The sequence below is a fragment of the Bradyrhizobium sp. AUGA SZCCT0431 genome, from assembly GCF_018131065.1.
In the GTDB taxonomy this organism is placed as follows: Bacteria; Pseudomonadota; Alphaproteobacteria; order Rhizobiales; family Xanthobacteraceae; genus Bradyrhizobium.
The window spans coordinates 33617-52590 of record NZ_JAFCLR010000026.1 but is presented as its reverse complement, the minus strand read 5'-3'; the positions used below and the strand labels follow the sequence as shown (position 1 = coordinate 52590).

Genomic DNA, 18974 nt, shown 5'->3' with positions numbered 1-18974 from the left:
CAAGTCCCGCTACCTCCACCTTCGGCCCCTTCCACAAGGGCTACGTCCGACCCCTTCCATAAGGGTTGGCCGCCTTCCAGAGTACCCGCGCAGCTAAGGGTCCAAACCTTAGTTGCGCGTTCCTAACCTATCGAATCACACTTGCCTCAAGGCAGCAATCCCTAGCTCTTTCTCATTATTAACGAATGAAACGCCACCTTTTTCCAGTGCAGCTTGAATTGCCGCTAGGTTGTTCCTGGTCGGCTCGCGCCGTCCTGCCTCAAAGTCCCGTACCGTCGAAACGCCCACGCTCGCGGCTTTTGCAAGCGCGTCTTGAGGCCAATTTAGCCATGCTCGGGCGGCCCGACACTGTTCCGGGGTCATTCTCGCAAAGTAGTGATGTAAAGGAATTTAGTCAAGGTCAACGATTTAAGTTGACGTCATTACCTTCATCACTTATCACTGAGGTCAACGGAAAACGTTGGTCTCATGTCGCAGCACTTCCTCATATCGGCAAAGGCGAGGTCGCTAAGTTTAGCGAAGGTCGCCCGTTTGTCGGACGAGGAAGCCTATCAGACTTTCAAGCTGATCCGCTGGGCCGCCACTGACGGCGCGCCGTTCTGCCCGCGTTGCGGCTGTGTCGCCGTCTACACCTACGCGACCCGCAAACTCTTCAAGTGCAAAGCCTGCAACCACCAATTCAGCGTTACGAGCGGGACGATTTTCGCCAGCCGAAAACTGCCAATCCGCGACTACCTTTTGGCAATCGCAATTTTCGTCAACGGCGCAAAGGGCCATGCCGCCCTTCAACTCAGCCGCGACCTGGATTGCCAATACAAGACAGCTTTCGTGATGGCGCACAAAATCCGTGAAGCTCTCGCTTCGGAGGCCAAGGGCGCGACCGTTTCGGGCGAGGTCGAAGTAGACGGCGCATACTTCGGCGGCCACGTTCGCCCCGCGAATCGTCGCATTGATCGGAAAGACCGTCGTCTTGCTGAAAACCAGACCGGCAAGCGCCGCGTGGTGGTTATCATGCGCGAGCGCGGCGGGCGCACGCTGCCTTTCGTGTACAAGTCTGAAGATGCTTCGGTCGTGACGATTGCTCGCACCGTTGCGCCCGGCAGCACCGTCTATGCCGACGAAGCGACGCATTGGGATGCGCTGCACGCTCGCTTCCTGACGAAGCGGATCAATCACTCGGAGGCCTATTCGACCGAGGAAGCCAACACTAATCAGGCGGAATCATTTTTCTCCCGTTTGCGCCGTGCCGAAATCGGCATTCACCATCACGTCGCTGGGCCGTATCTGTCGGCTTATGCGAGCGAGATGGCTTGGCGGGAAAACAACCGCCGTGTCAGCAACGGCGAACAATACTTAATGACCACCAGCGCCGCGTTGCAGCATCCCGTGTCACGGCAGTGGAAAGGTTACTGGCAGCGCACGCATAGGTAAATTTAAGTTCTCCGTGCTACTGTTCACGCATGCCAACAAGATTTGTATTCGCCGACGAAGCGGGCTGCTTCACTTTCAAGCGTCAACAAGGCGCGAGCAGATACTTTATGCTATGCACATTGACGACGGATGATTGCAGCCTTGCTAGTGATTTGCTGCACATCCGCCGCGAATTGTGCGCCTCAGGTTCGGATTGCGACAAACTGCACGCAACTGAGGATAAACAGGCCACTCGTGACGAAGTTTTTAAAGTGTTGGGCAAACACTCGTTTCGAGTAGACGCGACCATTTTGGAGAAGTCTAAAGCCCAGCCGCAAACCAGAACTACCGAGCCGACGTTTTACCAATATGCTTGGTATTTTCATTTCAAACACGTCGCTCCGCAAATCTTAGCGCAAAACACGAAGCTGCTGATTACTGCGGCGGCTCTCGGTCAAAACAAAACCAAAGCCGCCTTCAAACAAAGCCTCAATAATACCGCGCAGCAAGTAGCTCTCCGCAGTCATTGGGAAGTGAGCTTTTTGGAATCGTCTAAAGACCCGTTATTATGGGCGGCCGACTATTGCGCTTGGGCGATTCAACGAAAATGGGAGCGCGGGGACACTAAGTCGTATGACCTGATAAAACCCGCCATAAAAAGCGAATTTGATCTTTGGGCGACCGGTCAAACCCACTACTACTAAAAAAGACGCGGCCCGCTCTATGGCTGAGCTTGGGTGTGAAACCAAGCGGTGCCCAGGGGCACATTCACCAAGTAAGGGCCGCGCCACAGATATAACACTCCAAGGCGAGTAAAGGAATCCCTTACTGTCAAATATTTTTTTGACGTTTCCCCAATGACTTAGCGGGCTATCTCCCAAAGCATGTACTGCCCCGGCCCCTGATCGCACCGAACTAGGCCGTTTTCCTTCTGGCCCCGCAGCGATACCCCGACCCGCTTTGTCATGAGCCTGAGAAGCCTCAGGTCGCTCTTATCCAGCGCCCGTTCGATGAGAAGCTGCACGGCAATGTCGCGCGTAGTGAGCGGCTCTGAGGCTTGGCGAAGCACGCTCAGAATGATCCGGCTCATCTGGCCCCGGTTGCTCCAATCCTTTGGCGGTCGGAACGCCTTTGGCTTGATGGTCTCAACCTGAAAATCCGGGTCAAACTGGACAATGGTGGCGTCCAAGCTTTCGAGGTCCAGGACCATCTTCCGTAGGGCCTCATGGGTGCTCTCAATGTCGCCCGCCAGTTGGGCGCGGCGCTTGACCAGCCCGTTCAAAACAAACTCGTTCACGGCTTCCTCCCTGAAAATGTGGGGAGGAGTCTAGCTAGGCAGGCAGGATTGCCGCCAGCCGTGGTAAGGTGAGTTTGCTACCTAATGCCGGAACTTTTGGAAGTGTCGATGATCGCCTCCGTCGCCGGTGAAATCCGCGACGGCGCGCTGACGGCGCGGCGACCATTCCGGGCGCCGCATCATTCCGCCAGCATGGCCGCGCTGACCGGCGGCGGCATCCGCGCAAAACCCGGCGAGATCTCGCTGGCGCATCAGGGCGTGCTGTTCCTCGACGAATTGCCGGAGTTCGATCCGCGCGTTTTGGATTCCCTGCGCCAGCCGCTGGAGAACGGCGAGGTCGCGGTGTCCAGGGCCAATCACCGCGTCACCTATCCGGCGCGCTTCATGCTGGTGGCGGCGATGAACCCGTGCCGCTGCGGCCACGCCTATGAGCCCGGCTATTCCTGCAAGCGCGGCCGGATCGACCGCTGCACAGGGGATTATCAGGTGCGTATCTCGGGGCCGATGATGGACCGTATCGATCTGCGCATCGAAGTGCCGGCGGTGACCGCGGCCGACCTGATCCTGCCGCCGCCGAGCGAAGGCTCCGCCGAAGTCGCCGCCCGCGTCGCCGCCGCGCGCGACGTCCAGCTCGCGCGTTACGCGGCCGCCGGCATGCCGCATGTCCGCACCAATGCCGAAGCGCCGGCATCGCTCTTGGAAACCATCGCGCAGCCGGATGCGCAGGGACAAAAGCTGCTGCGCGACGCCGCCGAAACCATGAAGCTGACCGCGCGCGGCTATCACCGCGTGCTGCGCGTTGCGCGCACGCTGGCCGATCTCGACGGCGCGGAAAAGATCGGCCGGCTGCATCTGGCGGAAGCGCTGTCGTATCGTGCCTTGGCCGATGATGCGCGGCGCGCGGCGTAACTGCGTAGGGTGGGCAAAGCGAAGCGTGCCCACCATCATCATCGATGCGCGCTTCTCGGTGGTGGGCACGCTTACGCTTTGCCCACCCTACGAAAGCATCCTGCGTGGCTCTTGCGCTCGGGAATCAGAAAGCCGAAACAATCGAGTTGCGGTTGTTGCCCTAGGACTGCGCCGGACCCGCAGTCGTGCTTCGTCTCTCTGGCACCACGTAAGCCGTCCCGGCGGGCCGCTATTTTACCGCGACAAAACGACCCGACGGCCGCGCCCGGCACAGCCCTGGCGAAGCCGGGGCAAATCAATTCTGATTTGCAGAAATCGTGTCAAGCCCTGAAATAAAAAATATTTCGCTTTTCCAGAAGTGAAAATTGGGGCATATATTTGGCCATCCCGTCCTACTCAGAAGGGCGTCGGCCGTCGTCACGGACGTTGGACGGGTTGCGGTGGACGCTGATGTGCTGGCGACGAACGGCACTGACGCGTACGGCGAAGTCGTGTGGTCCTGACGCCCCGTTGCTGGCGTCAAGTTCCTGAGAAGCCAAACGCTGATCAGGGATGATGGTGGCAAGAAAGCCCGTTCACCAGGGAGAGCACGATATAAGCCGTAAAGCCACTGCGCAGGGAAGGCCGGGTGTTCTCCGCTGGACCTGTATGCTCGTGTGCGCATTTTTCTGTGCAAATTGCACACGGGACCGCGGGTGCAGCGCGCACCCGGTCTTCCCTGCGCCCTCTCAATTTTTTGGGGGCGGATGATTTGCAAAACTTCGGGCGCATCGCGCCGCGAGAATGTGACGTCATGTTTGCGATGACCCATCCACGTCGTCGTCCCGGCCTTGAGCCGGGACCCATACGCCGCGGCCCATCGGTGGGAACGCTGGCGTTAGAGACCTTCCGTTGCAATGACCGCCGCGGCGTATGGGTTCCGGCGTTCGCCGGAACGACAACTCCTCCCATAAACCCCGTAGTAACGAGTTTTCTTTACCCTCTGCCAACCATAAGCCCCCTGTCGCGGGCTTGTGCTGAGTGGGTAGTGTCATGTTGCGTTTCAAGGTTTTGGCCTCGGTGGTTCCGCTGGCCGTCGTCGCGCTGTTCGCCCGCGGCGAATTCTCGACCGGTCCGCGCCCCTGCATCGAGATTGCGGGCGCTTCGCTCCAGATCGCGGCCCTGTCCTGGCAGGCCGAACGTCACGTCAGTTTCACCAGCGATCCCGGCCGCGCCACCGTCCGCGTCCAGATCTCCGACAGCGCGGAAGCGGCGGACTTCACCGTCATCGACGACATCGACAGCACCGAGCCCGGCGCCTGCGAAAGCCATTCGCCGCCGCAGCTGGTCGCGATTTCCAGCTCGCCGTCGCCGTCCGAGCCCGTCATCTATCTCTCAACGGAGGGACCCGCCGATTACCGCATCTTCGTGCGCTCGAAGAGCTTTTCGGCGCGCGATGCCGCCGCCCTCATCGTCAGCGCCCGCGGCGCTCAGCCTCGCGTCGTGGCCGCCTCGCTGTGAGTTAACACTTCATCAACCCTGTTCTTATCGCACCCGCGAAAGGCAGCCCGCCTCAAGCACTTTTCAAGGTCGGCGACGCATCGTCTCTCGGGACGCACCGGGCGAATCGAGCCGCCTCAATTCGAGCAAACAATCTCAGGGTAACTGACGATGGGGCGGACTTACCGGATTAAACTATACTTCCGCCGCTTTGGCCGCCGGCATCCCTGGGTCACCTTCACCCTTCGCTCCTTCATCGTGTTTTCCGCCACCTTTGGCGGCGCCTACGGCTTCATAACCGCAAGCCGCTCGGAAATATCCGGCTACAATCCGCACACCTTTGCGATCGGCATCAGTTTCCTGTTCGCGATCGCCTGCGTCGCCCTCGCCGCCCAGAGCGCCCGGTTTCGTTTCCTGCGAAAGAAGATGCACAAGGTCGCCCTGCACAATGAAGCGATGGCGGACCGGAACTGGGAACTGCAGGAGGCCGAGCAGCGCACCCGCCGCCTGTTCGAATCGCAGGGCGACCTGATCATCCTGCGCGACACCGACGGCTGCATCACCTTCGTCAACGATGCCTATTGCGAACTGGCGCAAGCGCCGCGCGAGGCCCTGATCGGCAGCACCGCCACGCTCGATATTCTGGAACAGGGCGACAGCGTGCTGGAATGGAACGGCACCCGCATCCACGACCAGAAGATCGCGGGCCCCGAGGGGCCGCGATGGATAGCCTGGCGTGAAGCGCTGGTGCGCAACGATGCCGGCGGGCCTTCCGAAATGCAGAGCGTCGGCCGCGACGTCACCAACCGCACCGAGAGCGAGCGCGCGCTGGCCGAGGCCCGCGATCAGGCCGATGCCGCCAGCCGCGCCAAGTCGCGCTTCCTCGCCATGGCGAGCCACGAGATCCGCACGCCGCTGAACGGCATCATCGGCATGAGCGGCCTGCTACTGGATACGCCGCTGACGCCGGAACAGACCACCTACGTCAAGGCGGTGAAGACCTCCGGCGACGCGCTGCTGTCGCTGATCGAGGAACTGCTGGACTATTCCAAGATCGAGGCCGGCAAGATCGACCTCGAACATCGCGCCTTCGCCCTGCCGGAGCTGATCGAGGGCATCACCGAATTGCTGGCGCCGCGCGCGCAGGCCCGCAAGCTCGAGATCGCCGCCTATATCGACGAGCGCCTGCCCCTGGAAGTGGTCGGCGACGCGGCGCGGCTGCGGCAGGTGCTGCTCAATCTTGCCGGCAACGCGATCAAGTTCACCGCAACCGGCGGCGTCGCATTGATTGTCGAGCCCGGCATCCGTCCGGGTGAGGTCAGTTTTGTGTTGCGCGACACCGGCATCGGTATCGCGCCGGAGGCGCAGGAGCGCATCTTCCGCGAATTCGAGCAGGCCGACGATCGCATCGCGCGCAGCTATGGCGGCACTGGATTAGGCCTCAGCATCAGTGACCGCATCGTCAAGCGGATGGGCGGCCGCATCACGCTGGAGAGCAAGCCCGGTATCGGTTCGACGTTCGAGGTGACGATCCCGCTGCCGGCCTCTGATCCCGGCACGCCGAAGACGTTTGCCGCACCCGACCTGACCGGCCAGTCGATCATGCTGGTGTCGCCGCAGAGCATCGAGGCCTCTTTGACCGCGCGGCGGCTGCAGCGTTGGGGCGGCCAGACCTGCATGGTTTCCGACGCCGACGTCGCCCAGGCGCTGCTGCCGGAGCGCCCCTGGCACGCCATCCTGATCGATCACGCGCTCGGCACCCAAGCCATCGAGGCGTTCGGCGAGGCCGCACGGCTGCACGCCACGCAGCGCATCGTGATGTTCACGCCGGCGACGCGGCAGGAGCTGCAGCCTTCCGCGGCATCCCCCTTCACCGGCTATCTGGTCAAGCCGCTCCGCGCCGCCTCGCTCGCGGCGCGCCTGACGGCCACGCCCGAGATCTCGGCGCCCAGTGTCGTCAGCGATGCCATGACCGGCCTGGATGAGCCTGCCCCGACGCCGGCGCCGGCGAGCAAGGGGCTTTCAATCCTGGTCGCGGAAGACAATGAGATCAACGCGCTGTTGATGCGCTCCTTGCTGAGCCGGCTGGGGCACCAGGCCGTCATCACCACCAATGGCGAAGAGGCGCTGGAATCCTGGCTGTCGGCCAAATCGGCCGGCGCGGGCTATGATCTGGTGTTGATGGACATCCAGATGCCGCAGCTCAATGGCATCGAAACCACCAAGCGGATGCGCACGCTGGAATCCGGCCTGCCCGGGCGCCGGACGCCGATCCTGGCGCTGACCGCCAACACGCTGGTGGAAGATCGTTATGCCTGTTTTGAAGCCGGGATGGACGGTTTCCTGATCAAGCCGCTCGATCGCGAGAAATTGGCGGAGGCGATCGCGGGTCTTGCGGCCTCGCGGCACATCGCGGCCTAGCGTTCAGATTTTTACGTCATTGCGAGGAGCGAAGCGACGAAGCAATCCATACTTACTTCGCTGCACGATGGATTGCTTCGCGGAGCCTGTCATCGGGCGGCGCTTCGCGCCGACCCGTTGGCTCGCAATGACGATGTACTGCGACTACAGCCGCCGCAGCGCGACGGTCTCGACGACGTGATCGGCGCCCTTCTTGAGGATCAGCGTCGCGCGCGGCCGGGTCGGCAAAATGTTGTCTTCGAGATTGGCAAGGTTGGTACGCTCCCAGATCGCCAGCGCGGTCGCCGTCGCCTCCTCGTCGGAGAGCAGCGCGTAACGATGGAAGTAGGACCGCGGATCGGTAAACGCCGTGTCTCGCAACGCGAGGAAACGCCGCACATACCATTGGCGCAGCACCGCCTCGTCGGCGTCGATATATACGGAGAAGTCGAAGAAGTCGGAGACCACAGGAACCGCCTTGCCGTCGCGCGGCAGGCGGCCGGTCTGCAACACGTTGACGCCCTCGACGATCAGGATGTCGGGGCGGTCGACCTCGATCCACTTGTTGGGAACGATGTCGTAGGTCAAATGCGAATAAACCGGCGCGCGCACCGGCCGCCGGCCGGCCTTGATGTCGCTCAGGAACGACAGCAGCATCGGCAGGTCGTAGCTCTCGGGAAAGCCCTTTTTCTGCATCAGGCCCTGCCGCTCGAGCACGGCGTTCGGAAACAGAAAACCGTCGGTCGTCACCATTTCGACCTTGGGCCGCGGCGACCAGCGCGCCAGCAGCGCCTGCAGCACGCGCGCGGTGGTGGATTTGCCGACCGCAACCGAGCCTGCGACGCCGATGATATAGGGCACCTTGCGGTCGCGGATGCCGAGGAACTGACGCTGCGCCTGGTAGAGCCGCAGCGTCGCATCAACATAGATCGACAGCAACCGCGACAGCGGCAGGAAGATGTCCTCGACCTCCTGCAAATCGAGGCGGTCGTGCAGCGAACGCAGCCGCTCGAACTCGCCCGGCTCCAGCGTCATCGGCGTGTCGTCGCGCAACCGCGCCCACTGCTCGCGCGTGAAGATCCGGTAGGGGTTATATTGCTGGTCCGTCGCCCGAATATCCATGGCGTCGCCTCTTGCTCAATCGCGCTTGCGCCCGGCTTTTTCTTCCAGTCCGGACTGGTTGGTACGTAGCCCGAGTGCGGTCTCGACTTCTTCCAGCGTCACGCCGCGCGCTTTGAGCAGCACCAGCAAATGAAACAGCAAATCGGCGCTTTCGGCGATCAGGTGATCGCGATCGTTCTCGACCGCGGCGATCACGGTCTCGACCGCTTCCTCGCCCAACTTCTTGGCGCAGTGCTCCGCGCCCTTGTCGAGCAACCTGCGGGTGTAGGACGCTTCTCCCCCCGATGCGGCCCGAGCATCGATGGTGGCGGCCAGATCATGAATAGTGAAACGTGGCATCAACTGAACTCAACACGTGCGCCGGCCGAAGGCCCGCGCTATCCCAAGACTGGACTTAGCAAGAACGGACTTAGCACTTTTGTGACGGGGAGTCGTCAGGGATCGAGCCGCATCGGCAGCCCGGCGCGCACCATGTGTTCCTTGGCTTGGCGAATGGTAAATTCGCCGAAGTGGAATATCGAGGCCGCCAGCACCGCGGTGGCGTGGCCCTGGCGGATGCCGTCCACGAGGTGGTCAAGGTTGCCGACGCCGCCGGACGCAATTACCGGTACGGGAACACTGTCAGCGATCGCCTGCGTCAGCGGCAGGTCGAAGCCTTGCCGGGTGCCGTCCCGGTCCATCGAGGTCAGCAGGATTTCGCCGGCGCCGAGCGAGACCACTTCCTGGGCGTATTCGATGGCGTCGATCCCGGTCGAATTGCGCCCGCCATGGGTGAAAATCTCCCAGCGGTCCGAGCCGCCGGCGCGCTTGACCCGCTTGGCGTCGATCGCGACCACGATGCACTGCTCGCCGAATTTCTCGGCCCCCTGCTTGACGAATTCGCGGTTTGAGACCGCCGCGCTGTTGATCGAGACCTTGTCGGCGCCGGATCGCAGCAGCGTCTTGATGTCCTCGATGGTCCGCACCCCGCCGCCGACCGTCAGCGGCATGAAGCAGGCCTCCGCCGTCCGCCTGACAACGTCGAGCATGGTGCCGCGGTTCTCGTGGGTGGCGGTGATGTCGAGGAAGCAGAGCTCGTCGGCGCCGGCGGCATCATACGCAATCGCCGCTTCCACGGGATCGCCGGCGTCGCGCAGATCGACGAAGTTGACGCCCTTGACCACGCGGCCGTCCTTGACGTCGAGGCAGGGGATCACGCGGACCTTGAACATCGTGGTCTCCCTAGGCCGCGCTGCGCGCGTTGCGGATCAGTGCCAGCGCGGCGGCGGGATCGAGCCGGCCGTCATAGAGCGCCCGCCCGGCGATCGCGCCCGCGAGCTTCCTGGCGCGCGGCTCGAGCAGCGCCTTGACGTCCTCGATCGAGGCAAAGCCGCCGGAGGCGATGACGGGAATGGAGATGCTCTCGGCCAGCGCAATGGTGGCATCGAGGTTGAGGCCCTTAAGCAGGCCGTCACGCGCAATGTCCGTAAAAATGATCGCGGCGACGCCGGCGTCCTCGAACCGCTGCGCGATTTCGAGCACGGTTACCTGCGAGGTCTCGGCCCAGCCCTCGACCGCGACCTTGCCGTCGCGGGCGTCGAGACCGACCGCGACGTGGCCGGGAAATTTTTTCGCGGCGCTCTTCACCAGTTCCGGATCGCGCACCGCCGCGGTGCCGATGATTACCCGCGCAATGCCCTTGTCGAGCCAGGCCTCGATGGTCTTGAGGTCGCGAATGCCGCCGCCGAGCTGCACCGGCATCGTGACCGCCTTCAGCATCCCTTCGACCGCCAGCGCGTTCATCGGCTTGCCGGCAAAGGCGCCGTCGAGATCGACGACGTGCAAATATTCAAAACCCTGATCGGCGAAGGCCCGCGCCTGCGCCGCGGGATCGAGGTTGAACACGGTCGCCCGCGCCATGTCGCCCTGTTCGAGGCGCACGCACTGGCCGTTCTTCAGATCGACGGCGGGAAAAAGGATCACGGCTTCCATTTCAAAAAGTTCGAGATCAGACCCAGCCCGAAACGCTGGCTCTTTTCCGGGTGGAATTGCGTACCGATCGCGGTGTCCTTGCCGACCATCGCCGTCACCGGCCCGCCGTATTCGGCGCGCAGCAGCACATCCGCTTCATGCGAGGCGTTGAGGTGATAGGAGTGCACGAAATAGGCGTGGCGGCCCTTTGGTCCGAGCGGCAGGCGCTCCAGCACCGGATGCTCGCGCACCATGTCCAGCGTATTCCAGCCCATGTGGGGAATCTTCAGATTCTCCTCGCGCGGCGTAATCTTCTCGACGTCGCCCGCGATCCAGTTGAAGCCGTCGGTGGTAACATGCTCCTTGCCGCGCGTCGCCATCAGCTGCATGCCGACGCAGATGCCGAAGAACGGTCGCGCCTTGGAGCGCACGACTTCCGTCATCGCCTCGAGCATGCCGTCGAGGGAATCGAGGCCCCTGCGGCAATCGGCGAAGGCGCCGACGCCGGGCAACACGATGCGATCGGCGCGAAACACCGCTTCGGGATCGCGCGTCACCATGATCTTCGGCGGATTTTCCATGCTCCGCGCGGCGCGCTCGAACGCCTTCGCCGCCGAGTGCAGATTGCCCGAGCCGTAATCGATGATCGCAACGCTCATCGTGATCCTCCCGGCTCGGGAAACAGGCCGATGATGCCGCCTTGCGGCATCGGCGGCGGTTTCGAAAATGGCTGGCCCGGAACGTTGCGGGTCGGCGGCGGCCCGCCGCGCTCAACCGCCCATTGGTCATTGGTGAGGCCGCGCTGCCTTGCGGTCCAGCGATCGAAGAAGCGCTGCTCGGCGGCTTCCTCATCATCGGCCACCACGATATCGAGCTGCCGCCATTTGCGCCGCGAGAACGTCCAGCGCCGCAGGCTGGCCGCTTCAAAGCCCATCAGAACCGCAACCAGGAAATTGGCGAACAGGATGGTACCACCGCCGGCGCCGAGCGCCCGCAGGCCGAATGCGATCGCAACGGTCAGCGCGATCCAGCCGATCAGCGCCAGCCACAGACGATGCCAGACAAGCCACGGCAGGCTCGCCACCGCGGCCCAGAAATGAAAGCCGTCGCGCACGAACATAAACCTGTCGGTCGCCGCCAGATCGGCGCCGCCTTTGACCGGGGCATGCACTGTATAGACCGGCATCGTCACTCTCCGCCGCGAACCAGATCGGAGCTGATTGGTCAGTCCGATCAGCCTTTTAGTTCAAGCATGGACCGTTTCGGGAAAACCGGTTCCCACTTTTCGCCAGCGGGGCCCTCCGGGTCCAGATCATGGTCCAAAATCAGCCGCCGAGCTGACCCTTGGTGGATGGCACTTCGCCCGCGGTTTTTGGATCGATGGCAACCGCCGTACGAAGCGCCCGGGCCAAACCCTTGAAGCAGGATTCGGCGATATGATGGCTGTTCTCGCCATATAAGGTTTCGACGTGCAAAGTCACGCCGGCGTTGGTCGTGAACGCATTGAACCATTCGCGAACCAGCTCGGTGTCGAACTCGCCGACCTTGTCGCGCGGAAAATCCACCTTGAACACCAGCACCGGCCGGCCCGAAATGTCGATCACGACGCGCGACAGCGTCTCGTCCATCGGCATATGGATCGAGGCATAACGGGTAATTCCGGCCATGGTGCCGAGCGCCTGCTTCACGGCCTGACCCAGCGCGATGCCGACGTCCTCGGTGGTGTGGTGATGGTCGACATGGAGATCGCCATCCGCCTTGACCGTGATGTCGATGCGCGAATGCCGGGCCAGGAGGTCGAGCATATGGTCGAAGAAGCCGATACCGGTCGAAACCTTGGACACGCCTGATCCATCGAGGTTTACCGCCACCTCGATGTCGGTCTCCTTGGTCTTGCGCTTGATGGTCGCTGTGCGCATGAAATGTGCTTTCCTTTGCCTCTTCCCGGCCGAAAACGCGGCCCTTTTAACAGGCCGAAGTCGCCTTCGCCACTGCGGGATCGTGCTTAAAAGGCTCAACTTCCCCCTATAGTGACCAAATCCGGCCGATTGTAACGGTGCGCTCGAACCCCTAAATCTGGTCGGACACGAGGTATTCCATGCAAGCATCCCCCAATGAGCCGTCGGTCTGGCACGGCACCACCATTTTAACGGTCCGCAAGGGCGGCAAGGTGGTGATCGGCGGCGACGGCCAGGTCTCGATCGGCCAGACCGTGATCAAATCCAACGCCAAAAAGGTCCGCAAACTCGGCAAGGGCGACGTCATCGGCGGGTTTGCCGGCGCCACCGCTGATGCTTTCACCCTGTTCGAGCGGCTGGAGAGCAAGCTGGAGCAGTATCCGGGTCAATTGACCCGCGCCGCGGTCGAACTCGCCAAGGACTGGCGCACCGACCGCTATCTGCGCCGCCTGGAAGCGATGATGATCGTCGCCGACAAGGACGTCTCGCTGGTGCTGACCGGCACCGGCGACGTGCTGGAGCCGGAGGCCGGCGTGATGGCGATCGGCTCCGGCGGCAATTATGCGCTGGCCGCCGCCCGTGCGCTGATTGATACCGACAAGGATGCCGAGGCCATCGTTCGCCGCGGGCTGGATATCGCCGCCGATATCTGCGTCTACACCAACCGCAACGTGACCATCGAGGCACTGGGCGGCTGATCGATGGCGGCTTACGTCTTTCGCGCCATGACCTCAGCGGATCTGCCGGTGATCCGGCAATGGCTCGCACATCCCCATGTCCGGGAATGGTGGGGCGATCCTGACGAGCAATATGCGCTGGTCAGCGGCGATCTCGACGAGCCGGCCATGGATCAATTTGTCGTTTCGACAAACGGCGCCGATTTCGGCTACATCCAGTGTTATGATCTTACCGCTTGGAATTCCGGCTTCGGCACTCACCCCAAGGGCACCCGTGGCATCGATCTCTTTATTGGTGAACCCGGCATGATCGAGCGAGGCCATGGCTCGGCACTGATTCGAACCTTCGTCGACGCGCGACTGGCGCACGGCGCGCCGCGCATGGTCACCGATCCCGACCCCGCCAACCACCGCGCCGTGCGCGCCTATGAGAAGGCCGGATTCGAAAGAGCCCATATGGTCGACACACCAGATGGTCCTGCGCTGCTGATGGTCCGCAACCCATGACCACAGGTAGCGCGGCCGCACGGCCTCCCCTCGCCAACAGTGTTACGGCCTGGCATTGGCTGCTGATGGCCGCCGGAATCCTGGTGGTGCAGGCCTCGATCCTCTATGCGATGGGCCGCCTGCCGATCTGCGCCTGCGGCTACGTCAAACTCTGGCACGGCGTGGTGCAGAGCTCGGAAAATTCTCAACACATCGCCGACTGGTACACGCTGTCGCACATCCTGCACGGCTTCCTGTTTTATGGAGCTGCCCATCTTCTGTTTCCACGTCTCGCCTGGCCCGCACGCCTGATACTTGCGATGCTGGTCGAGGGTGCTTGGGAGCTGGTCGAGAATTCGAGTTGGATCATCGATCGCTATCGGACCGGCACCATCTCGCTGGACTATTTCGGCGACACCATCGTCAATTCGATTTCCGACAATTTCGCCATGATCGGCGGTTTCCTGTTGGCCAGGAAGCTGCCGGTCGCGGCCACCGTGGCGCTGGCGCTGGCGTTCGAAATCGTGTTGGCGCTGCACATTCGCGACAATCTGGCGCTGAACATCATCATGCTGCTCTACCCCTTCGAGGCGATCAAGCAATGGCAGGCCGGGCCGCCGATAATCTAGGCGGTCTGGCCGCCTTGCCGTGAACGAAATTTCACCCTAGCTAAAGCCAATGACCGACTTTTCCCCCCGTGAAATCGTCTCCGAACTCGACCGCTTCATCGTCGGCCAGGCCGACGCCAAGCGCGCCGTCTCGATCGCGCTGCGCAACCGCTGGCGGCGGCTGCAGCTCACCGGCAATCTGCGCGAGGAGGTGCTGCCGAAAAACATCCTGATGATCGGGCCGACCGGTGTCGGCAAGACCGAGATCGCGCGGCGGCTGGCGAAATTGGCCGGCGCCCCCTTCATCAAGGTCGAAGCCACGAAGTTTACCGAGGTTGGTTATGTAGGCCGCGACGTCGAGCAGATCATCCGCGATCTCGTCGAGGTCGCGATCTCCCAGACCCGCGAGCGCAAACGGAAAGACGTGCAGGCCCGCGCCCAGCTCGCGGCCGAGGAGCGCGTGCTCGACGCACTGGTCGGGCCGGCTTCGAGTCCCGCCACCCGCGATTCCTTCCGCAAGAAGCTGCGCGCCGGCGAGCTGAACGACAAGGAAATCGAAATCGAGACGTCGTCATCGGGCGGCATGCCGATGTTCGAAATCCCGGGCATGCCCGGCGCCCAGTTGGGTGCAATTTCGATCGGCGATATCTTCGGCAAGATGGGCGGGCGGACCAAGACCCGCCGTCTGACGGTCGAGAGTTCACACGAGACCCTCGTCAACGAAGAATCCGACAAGCTTTTGGACAGCGACCAGCTGGTGCTGGAAGCGATCAACGCGGTCGAAAATAACGGCATCGTGTTCCTCGACGAGATCGACAAGATCTGCGTGCGCGACGGCCGCACCGGCGGCGATGTCTCGCGCGAAGGCGTGCAGCGCGACCTGCTGCCGCTGATCGAAGGCACCACCGTCTCGACCAAGCACGGCGCGGTCAAAACCGACCATATCCTGTTCATTGCGTCCGGCGCGTTCCACATTGCGAAACCATCGGACCTGTTGCCCGAGTTGCAGGGCCGGTTGCCGATCCGGGTCGAGCTGGAAGCGCTGACCCGCGACGATATGCGCCGCATCCTGACCGAGCCGGAGGCGTCGCTGATCAAGCAATATATCGCGCTGATGCAGACTGAGGGCGTCACGCTCGACATCACCGACGGCGCCATCGACGCGCTGGCTGACGTCGCGGTCGCCGTCAACTCTACCGTGGAAAATATCGGCGCGCGGCGCCTGCAGACGGTGATGGAGCGCGTGCTCGACGAGATTTCCTTTGCCGCCCCGGACCGCCACGGCGAGACCATCAAGGTCGATGCCGACTACGTGCAGAAGCATGTCGGCGATCTCGCCAAGAACGCGGATTTGAGCCGGTTTATTTTGTAGTATCAACGAAGATTGTCGTCCCGGCGAAGGCCGGGACCCATAACCCCGGTCGTCCATTGTTGGAAGACGTCATCGACCATTGTGCTAAAGCAATTACGGCCGCGGCGTATGGGTCCCGGCGTTCGCCGGGAAGACAATGGCCTTGAATCTGTTTATACGGGAAAACCCCTGGCGCTTGATGCTGGCCGTCAACGTCGCCGTGTTCGTCGGGGTGTTCCTGCACAAGATCACGCTGCCGCCCTTCGTTCCCTACATTCATCTCTTGGTCGACTATCATTTCGGCTTCACCAAGCGCGCGCTGATCGGCGCCATCGTGGCGCTGTGCACCGCGAAAGTGCCGGTGTGGCTGGTGTTCGCGCTCGGCGGCGCCGTCTGGCTCAGCACGGCGGGCCTGTTCGTACGACTGTTCAAACGGACATTCGGTTTCGACGACGCACATCTGCCGCTGTTCGTGTTGATGGCCGGTTCGCCGTTCTTCCTGAAAAATTTCATGCACACGCTGGGGCATTTCGACATCTACGGATGCCTGTTTGCGATCTGCCTCTTACTGATTCCGGCGCGCTCGCTGTTCTATGTGCTGCTCGCCACGCTGTTCTCGATGATCCTCGTGCTGATCCACCACATTCACCTCTTGATGTATGTGCCGACCATCGCGGCCATCGTAGTGCTGCGTTACTATCTGGCGCAGGGTGTGAGCCGCCCAGGCGCGATCGCGGGCATTGTCGCGCTCGCGGCCACCGGCATTCTTTTCATCGCCGCGCAATTCTACGGGACGATGGCGGTTCCTGATTCGGAGTTCGCCGGTCACCTGCACGGCAGGATGGCCGACCCATCGCGCACCAATCTGCTGAGTTTTAGTTACATCTGGTATCAGCCGCTATCGAAGGAAATGTTGGATACCTGGGCGCGTCTGCCCTCGAACCTGCTCGGCATCCCGGTGTTTGCGCTGCTGATCTGGTTGCATAGCCCGCTGTGGCGATATTTTTCGAAGTTGATCGCAGCGCTTGCAGTCGACGCGCATCGCCGTGTGGTCTTCACAGCCATAGCAATCGTCACCCTCGCCTATCTGGTGATGTTCGTGATCGTGTTCGATTACTCGCGCTGGATTTCGAACTGGGCGGTGTGCCTGTTCCTGATCCTGCATGCGGTGAAGATGCTGCCCGCATCACGCGAGGCGGCGCTGATATCGACCGATGATCGGAAGACCATGATCTTCGGCTGGATCGTCACGCTGATCCCGCGCGTCGGCATCGTGCGGCCGTTCTAAATACTCACCTGACCCGTCTGACACGCACATACAGTGCGCCCTCGCCGCCGTGGCCGATATGGGCTTCCTCGAATCCGACCACCAGCGAGCGGAATTCCGGCAGGCTGAGCCATTGCGGCACCTGACGGCGCAACACGCCGCGCTCGGCCTCTGAGCCGCCCACTTTGCCCTTGCCTGTGATCACGAGCACGAAGGTCAGGCCGTCGCTGTGCGCGCGCTGCAGGAAGGTCAGCAGCACGCGGTGCGCGCGGATCTGCGTCATGCCGTGCAAATCGAGCCGGGCGTCGATCTCTTTCCGGCCACGCGAAAGCTGTGAGCGTTCACGGCGTCCGATCGGCGCCAGCGGTGGCGGCTCCGGCCGTGACGGAGGAATGACTCGTGGCGAAGGCATCGCCTTCGGTGACGCAACAGGCTTGGCAGCGACACTGGCTTCCGCCTCCGGCGCGGCTGCCGGCGGCTTCACGGTGCGGTGCCGCTTGCGCAGCGGCTTGACCTGCTTGGCCACGCTTTCCCACAGCGCACGCTCCTCTTCGCTGAGGCTGCGCTTGCGCCGCGGCGGCATTGGTATTTCGGGGATCGAGTTCGACGTCCGGCGTTTCATTGACGGTGGCGGAAGCGGCGGATGTGGCGATGGCGGACCGGTTCGGAAACCGGCTTGACACCGGGCCGGGCCGCCGGCAGCGGCACCGGTTTTACCACGGCGGCCTGCGCCGCGGATGTGGGTGCGGTCGCGGCCGGCGTTGCAACGGGAGTGGCGGGAGCGGCGTTCTTCGGATCCTTTAACGGATCAACCTGCGGAAACAGCTTTGCGATTTTCTCCGACGGCCGTTCGTCCGGCACCGGTATCTTGCGGCCGCGCGCGGAAGGATCGAGGCTCTTCGGCAGCAGCATGACAAAACGCATAGGATGGCGGAAGCGGCCTGCTACCTTGCCGGCGTCGGCCCCGGCGCCGAGATAGAGGTCGGCGCGGGCGGGCCCGACGATCGCAGAGCCCGTGTCCTGCGCGATCATCAGCCGGCGAAACGGCGTTTTGGACGTTTCGGTATCAATCGGCAGCTCGCCCTCGACGAAGAACGGCGTGCCGTAGACATGCAGTGCCTTATCAACCGCGATCGAGCGGCCTGGCGTCAGCGGCACGCCCTGGGCGCCGACCGCTTCGTCCTTGTCGGAGAGGTTTACCTCGCGGAAGAACACGTAGGACCGGTTCTGGCGTCGCAACTCGTTGGCGCCATCGGGGTTCGCCGTCATCCACTCCCGGATCTTCTGCATCGACATCTGATCCTTAGGGATGATGTTGCGTTCGATCAGGATGCGGCCGACCGGCGTATAGGGATAACCATTATGCGCATCATAATTGATGCGAACGGTCGAGCCATCATCGAGGCTGACCCGCGCCGAACCCTGGATCTGCGAGAACAGCAGATCGGTCTGGTCTTTCAGCCAGCAGATTTCGAGGCCACGGCCCTCAATCGCCCCGTCCTCGATCTCGGCGCGATCGTAATAGGGCACCAGCTTGCGGCGGCCAATCTTGCGAAACACCTTGCCCCCGTTGGGCAAACCGGCCGAGCTCTGCGTGGCGCCGCGAACGAACAGATTGGACGGCCGGCGATAGACCGGCACTTTGTAGACCTCGTTCTCCGTCCGCGAGCCGTCGACGATGGGCTCGTAATAGCCGGTGACAAAGCCCTCGGGCTCGCCGAGCCGCGATATCCGCAAGGGCAGAAAATGCTCCTCGAAAAACGCTTTCGCCCTGGCGCCGTCGGTTAGCTCGAGGCCCCTGGCGACGCGGCAGGGATCGCGCAGCGAGCTACCAATCGCTTTCGGTTCGGATGGTGGTTTGGTTTGCGCTGCTATCGGCTTGCAGCTGTCGCGAAAGGTCTTGTAGGCGGCGAGATGATCGTCTTCGCGCCAGCCGGTGATGTCGGACCAGGCGACCGGCGCATATTGGGTATTGATGATCTGGAACGGCAAATCCAGCTGCGGATAAGGAAGGGGTCGCTCGGCTACCGGAGGCGGATGTGAATGCGACCGCACCCGAC

General features: G+C 62.5%; 20 protein-coding genes and 1 pseudogene. 10 read left to right on the top strand and 11 right to left on the bottom strand.

Annotated elements, in window-relative coordinates:
- Positions 1 to 135: 135 nt before the first annotated feature.
- Positions 136 to 363: a DNA-binding transcriptional regulator gene (locus JQ567_RS24025; protein WP_212441092.1), complete on the bottom strand. Its 228-nt coding sequence runs from the start codon at positions 361 to 363 to the stop codon at positions 136 to 138.
- A gap of 105 nt (positions 364 to 468) precedes the next feature.
- Between JQ567_RS24025 and JQ567_RS24020 the strand changes: the two genes are divergently transcribed.
- Together JQ567_RS24020 and JQ567_RS24015 are read left to right on the top strand one after the other, a co-directional pair.
- Positions 469 to 1431 carry an IS1595 family transposase gene (locus tag JQ567_RS24020; RefSeq protein WP_212441091.1) on the top strand — a complete coding sequence of 321 codons (963 nt, stop codon included), beginning with the start codon at positions 469 to 471 and terminating at the stop codon, positions 1429 to 1431.
- Between the two features lie 29 nt (positions 1432 to 1460).
- Complete coding sequence (locus JQ567_RS24015) at positions 1461 to 2114, top strand: DUF3800 domain-containing protein (RefSeq protein ID WP_212441090.1); 654 nt, start codon at positions 1461 to 1463, stop codon at positions 2112 to 2114.
- Between the two features lie 158 nt (positions 2115 to 2272).
- On the opposite strand, the gene JQ567_RS24010 is transcribed toward JQ567_RS24015, so the two are convergent.
- Positions 2273 to 2707 (bottom strand): hypothetical protein, encoded by a 435-nt coding sequence (locus JQ567_RS24010; RefSeq protein ID WP_212441089.1) that lies wholly within the window; start codon positions 2705 to 2707, stop codon positions 2273 to 2275.
- 90 nt (positions 2708 to 2797) lie between these two features.
- Between JQ567_RS24010 and JQ567_RS24005 the strand changes: the two are divergent.
- From JQ567_RS24005 to JQ567_RS23995, 3 genes and pseudogenes are all read left to right on the top strand, one after another.
- Positions 2798 to 3616: pseudogene (locus tag JQ567_RS24005) on the top strand (ATP-binding protein); the annotation flags it as partial.
- Between the two features lie 1032 nt (positions 3617 to 4648).
- Positions 4649 to 5116, top strand: coding sequence for a hypothetical protein (locus JQ567_RS24000; protein ID WP_212441087.1), 468 nt, complete (start codon positions 4649 to 4651; stop codon positions 5114 to 5116).
- Positions 5117 to 5266: 150 nt separating this feature from the next.
- Positions 5267 to 7516 (top strand): PAS domain-containing hybrid sensor histidine kinase/response regulator, encoded by a 2250-nt coding sequence (locus JQ567_RS23995; RefSeq protein ID WP_212441086.1) that lies wholly within the window; start codon positions 5267 to 5269, stop codon positions 7514 to 7516.
- Between the two features lie 144 nt (positions 7517 to 7660).
- Here the strand turns inward: JQ567_RS23995 and coaA are convergent, their stop codons facing one another.
- From coaA to hisB, 7 genes are all read right to left on the bottom strand, one after another.
- A complete protein-coding gene (coaA, locus tag JQ567_RS23990; protein ID WP_212031935.1) occupies positions 7661 to 8617 on the bottom strand; it encodes a type I pantothenate kinase in 957 nt (318 codons plus the stop codon).
- Between the two features lie 15 nt (positions 8618 to 8632).
- Positions 8633 to 8956, bottom strand: a complete 324-nt coding sequence (locus tag JQ567_RS23985) for a phosphoribosyl-ATP diphosphatase (protein WP_212441085.1) — start codon at positions 8954 to 8956, stop codon at positions 8633 to 8635.
- Positions 8957 to 9051: 95 nt separating this feature from the next.
- On the bottom strand, positions 9052 to 9828 hold the full coding sequence (hisF, locus tag JQ567_RS23980; RefSeq protein WP_192736142.1) for an imidazole glycerol phosphate synthase subunit HisF: 777 nt from the start codon (positions 9826 to 9828) through the stop codon (positions 9052 to 9054).
- A gap of 10 nt (positions 9829 to 9838) precedes the next feature.
- Positions 9839 to 10588, bottom strand: a complete 750-nt coding sequence (gene hisA / locus JQ567_RS23975; protein WP_212441084.1) for a 1-(5-phosphoribosyl)-5-[(5-phosphoribosylamino)methylideneamino]imidazole-4-carboxamide isomerase — start codon at positions 10586 to 10588, stop codon at positions 9839 to 9841.
- Positions 10576 to 11226 (bottom strand): imidazole glycerol phosphate synthase subunit HisH, encoded by a 651-nt coding sequence (gene hisH, locus JQ567_RS23970; RefSeq protein WP_212441083.1) that lies wholly within the window; start codon positions 11224 to 11226, stop codon positions 10576 to 10578. Before hisH ends, hisA begins: the two co-directional genes overlap by 13 nt.
- The gene (locus tag JQ567_RS23965) at positions 11223 to 11753 is read right to left on the bottom strand and encodes a DUF2628 domain-containing protein (protein WP_212441082.1); all 531 of its coding nucleotides are present in this window, start codon (positions 11751 to 11753) and stop codon (positions 11223 to 11225) included. The genes hisH and JQ567_RS23965 overlap by 4 nt, the downstream gene beginning before the upstream one ends.
- Positions 11754 to 11892: 139 nt before the next feature.
- On the bottom strand, positions 11893 to 12486 hold the full coding sequence (hisB, locus tag JQ567_RS23960; RefSeq protein ID WP_212441081.1) for an imidazoleglycerol-phosphate dehydratase HisB: 594 nt from the start codon (positions 12484 to 12486) through the stop codon (positions 11893 to 11895).
- 179 nt (positions 12487 to 12665) lie between these two features.
- On the opposite strand from hisB, the gene hslV reads away from it, so the two are divergent.
- The 5 genes from hslV to JQ567_RS23935 all read left to right on the top strand — a co-directional run bounded on the left by hslV (position 12666) and on the right by JQ567_RS23935 (position 16935).
- Entirely contained in the window at positions 12666 to 13223 is a 558-nt protein-coding gene (gene hslV / locus JQ567_RS23955) for an ATP-dependent protease subunit HslV (protein ID WP_192736137.1), read from the top strand.
- A gap of 3 nt (positions 13224 to 13226) precedes the next feature.
- The gene (locus JQ567_RS23950) at positions 13227 to 13709 is read left to right on the top strand and encodes a GNAT family N-acetyltransferase (RefSeq protein ID WP_212441080.1); all 483 of its coding nucleotides are present in this window, start codon (positions 13227 to 13229) and stop codon (positions 13707 to 13709) included.
- The gene (locus JQ567_RS23945; protein WP_212441079.1) at positions 13706 to 14317 is read left to right on the top strand and encodes a DUF2585 domain-containing protein; all 612 of its coding nucleotides are present in this window, start codon (positions 13706 to 13708) and stop codon (positions 14315 to 14317) included. The genes JQ567_RS23950 and JQ567_RS23945 overlap by 4 nt, the downstream gene beginning before the upstream one ends.
- A gap of 49 nt (positions 14318 to 14366) precedes the next feature.
- Positions 14367 to 15668, top strand: a complete 1302-nt coding sequence (hslU, locus tag JQ567_RS23940; RefSeq protein ID WP_212441078.1) for an ATP-dependent protease ATPase subunit HslU — start codon at positions 14367 to 14369, stop codon at positions 15666 to 15668.
- A gap of 136 nt (positions 15669 to 15804) precedes the next feature.
- Positions 15805 to 16935, top strand: a complete 1131-nt coding sequence (locus tag JQ567_RS23935) for a hypothetical protein (RefSeq protein WP_212441077.1) — start codon at positions 15805 to 15807, stop codon at positions 16933 to 16935.
- Positions 16936 to 16939: 4 nt separating this feature from the next.
- On the opposite strand, the gene JQ567_RS23930 is transcribed toward JQ567_RS23935, so the two are convergent.
- Together JQ567_RS23930 and JQ567_RS23925 are read right to left on the bottom strand one after the other, a co-directional pair.
- On the bottom strand, positions 16940 to 17536 hold the full coding sequence (locus JQ567_RS23930) for a Smr/MutS family protein (RefSeq protein WP_212441076.1): 597 nt from the start codon (positions 17534 to 17536) through the stop codon (positions 16940 to 16942).
- A complete protein-coding gene (locus tag JQ567_RS23925; RefSeq protein WP_409363630.1) occupies positions 17533 to 18906 on the bottom strand; it encodes a murein transglycosylase A in 1374 nt (457 codons plus the stop codon). Before JQ567_RS23925 ends, JQ567_RS23930 begins: the two co-directional genes overlap by 4 nt.
- Positions 18907 to 18974: the final 68 nt, after the last annotated feature.

Coding starts and splice junctions, on each gene's coding strand:
- JQ567_RS24025 (WP_212441092.1), bottom strand. CDS start 363: ATGACCCCGGAACAGTGTCGGGCCGCCCGAGCATGGCTAAATTGGCCT.
- JQ567_RS24020 (WP_212441091.1), top strand. CDS start 469: ATGTCGCAGCACTTCCTCATATCGGCAAAGGCGAGGTCGCTAAGTTTA.
- JQ567_RS24015 (WP_212441090.1), top strand. CDS start 1,461: ATGCCAACAAGATTTGTATTCGCCGACGAAGCGGGCTGCTTCACTTTC.
- JQ567_RS24000 (WP_212441087.1), top strand. CDS start 4,649: ATGTTGCGTTTCAAGGTTTTGGCCTCGGTGGTTCCGCTGGCCGTCGTC.
- JQ567_RS23995 (WP_212441086.1), top strand. CDS start 5,267: ATGGGGCGGACTTACCGGATTAAACTATACTTCCGCCGCTTTGGCCGC.
- coaA (WP_212031935.1), bottom strand. CDS start 8,617: ATGGATATTCGGGCGACGGACCAGCAATATAACCCCTACCGGATCTTC.
- JQ567_RS23985 (WP_212441085.1), bottom strand. CDS start 8,956: ATGCCACGTTTCACTATTCATGATCTGGCCGCCACCATCGATGCTCGG.
- hisF (WP_192736142.1), bottom strand. CDS start 9,828: ATGTTCAAGGTCCGCGTGATCCCCTGCCTCGACGTCAAGGACGGCCGC.
- hisA (WP_212441084.1), bottom strand. CDS start 10,588: ATGGAAGCCGTGATCCTTTTTCCCGCCGTCGATCTGAAGAACGGCCAG.
- hisH (WP_212441083.1), bottom strand. CDS start 11,226: ATGAGCGTTGCGATCATCGATTACGGCTCGGGCAATCTGCACTCGGCG.
- JQ567_RS23965 (WP_212441082.1), bottom strand. CDS start 11,753: ATGCCGGTCTATACAGTGCATGCCCCGGTCAAAGGCGGCGCCGATCTG.
- hisB (WP_212441081.1), bottom strand. CDS start 12,486: ATGCGCACAGCGACCATCAAGCGCAAGACCAAGGAGACCGACATCGAG.
- hslV (WP_192736137.1), top strand. CDS start 12,666: ATGCAAGCATCCCCCAATGAGCCGTCGGTCTGGCACGGCACCACCATT.
- JQ567_RS23950 (WP_212441080.1), top strand. CDS start 13,227: ATGGCGGCTTACGTCTTTCGCGCCATGACCTCAGCGGATCTGCCGGTG.
- JQ567_RS23945 (WP_212441079.1), top strand. CDS start 13,706: ATGACCACAGGTAGCGCGGCCGCACGGCCTCCCCTCGCCAACAGTGTT.
- hslU (WP_212441078.1), top strand. CDS start 14,367: ATGACCGACTTTTCCCCCCGTGAAATCGTCTCCGAACTCGACCGCTTC.
- JQ567_RS23935 (WP_212441077.1), top strand. CDS start 15,805: ATGGCCTTGAATCTGTTTATACGGGAAAACCCCTGGCGCTTGATGCTG.
- JQ567_RS23930 (WP_212441076.1), bottom strand. CDS start 17,536: ATGAAACGCCGGACGTCGAACTCGATCCCCGAAATACCAATGCCGCCG.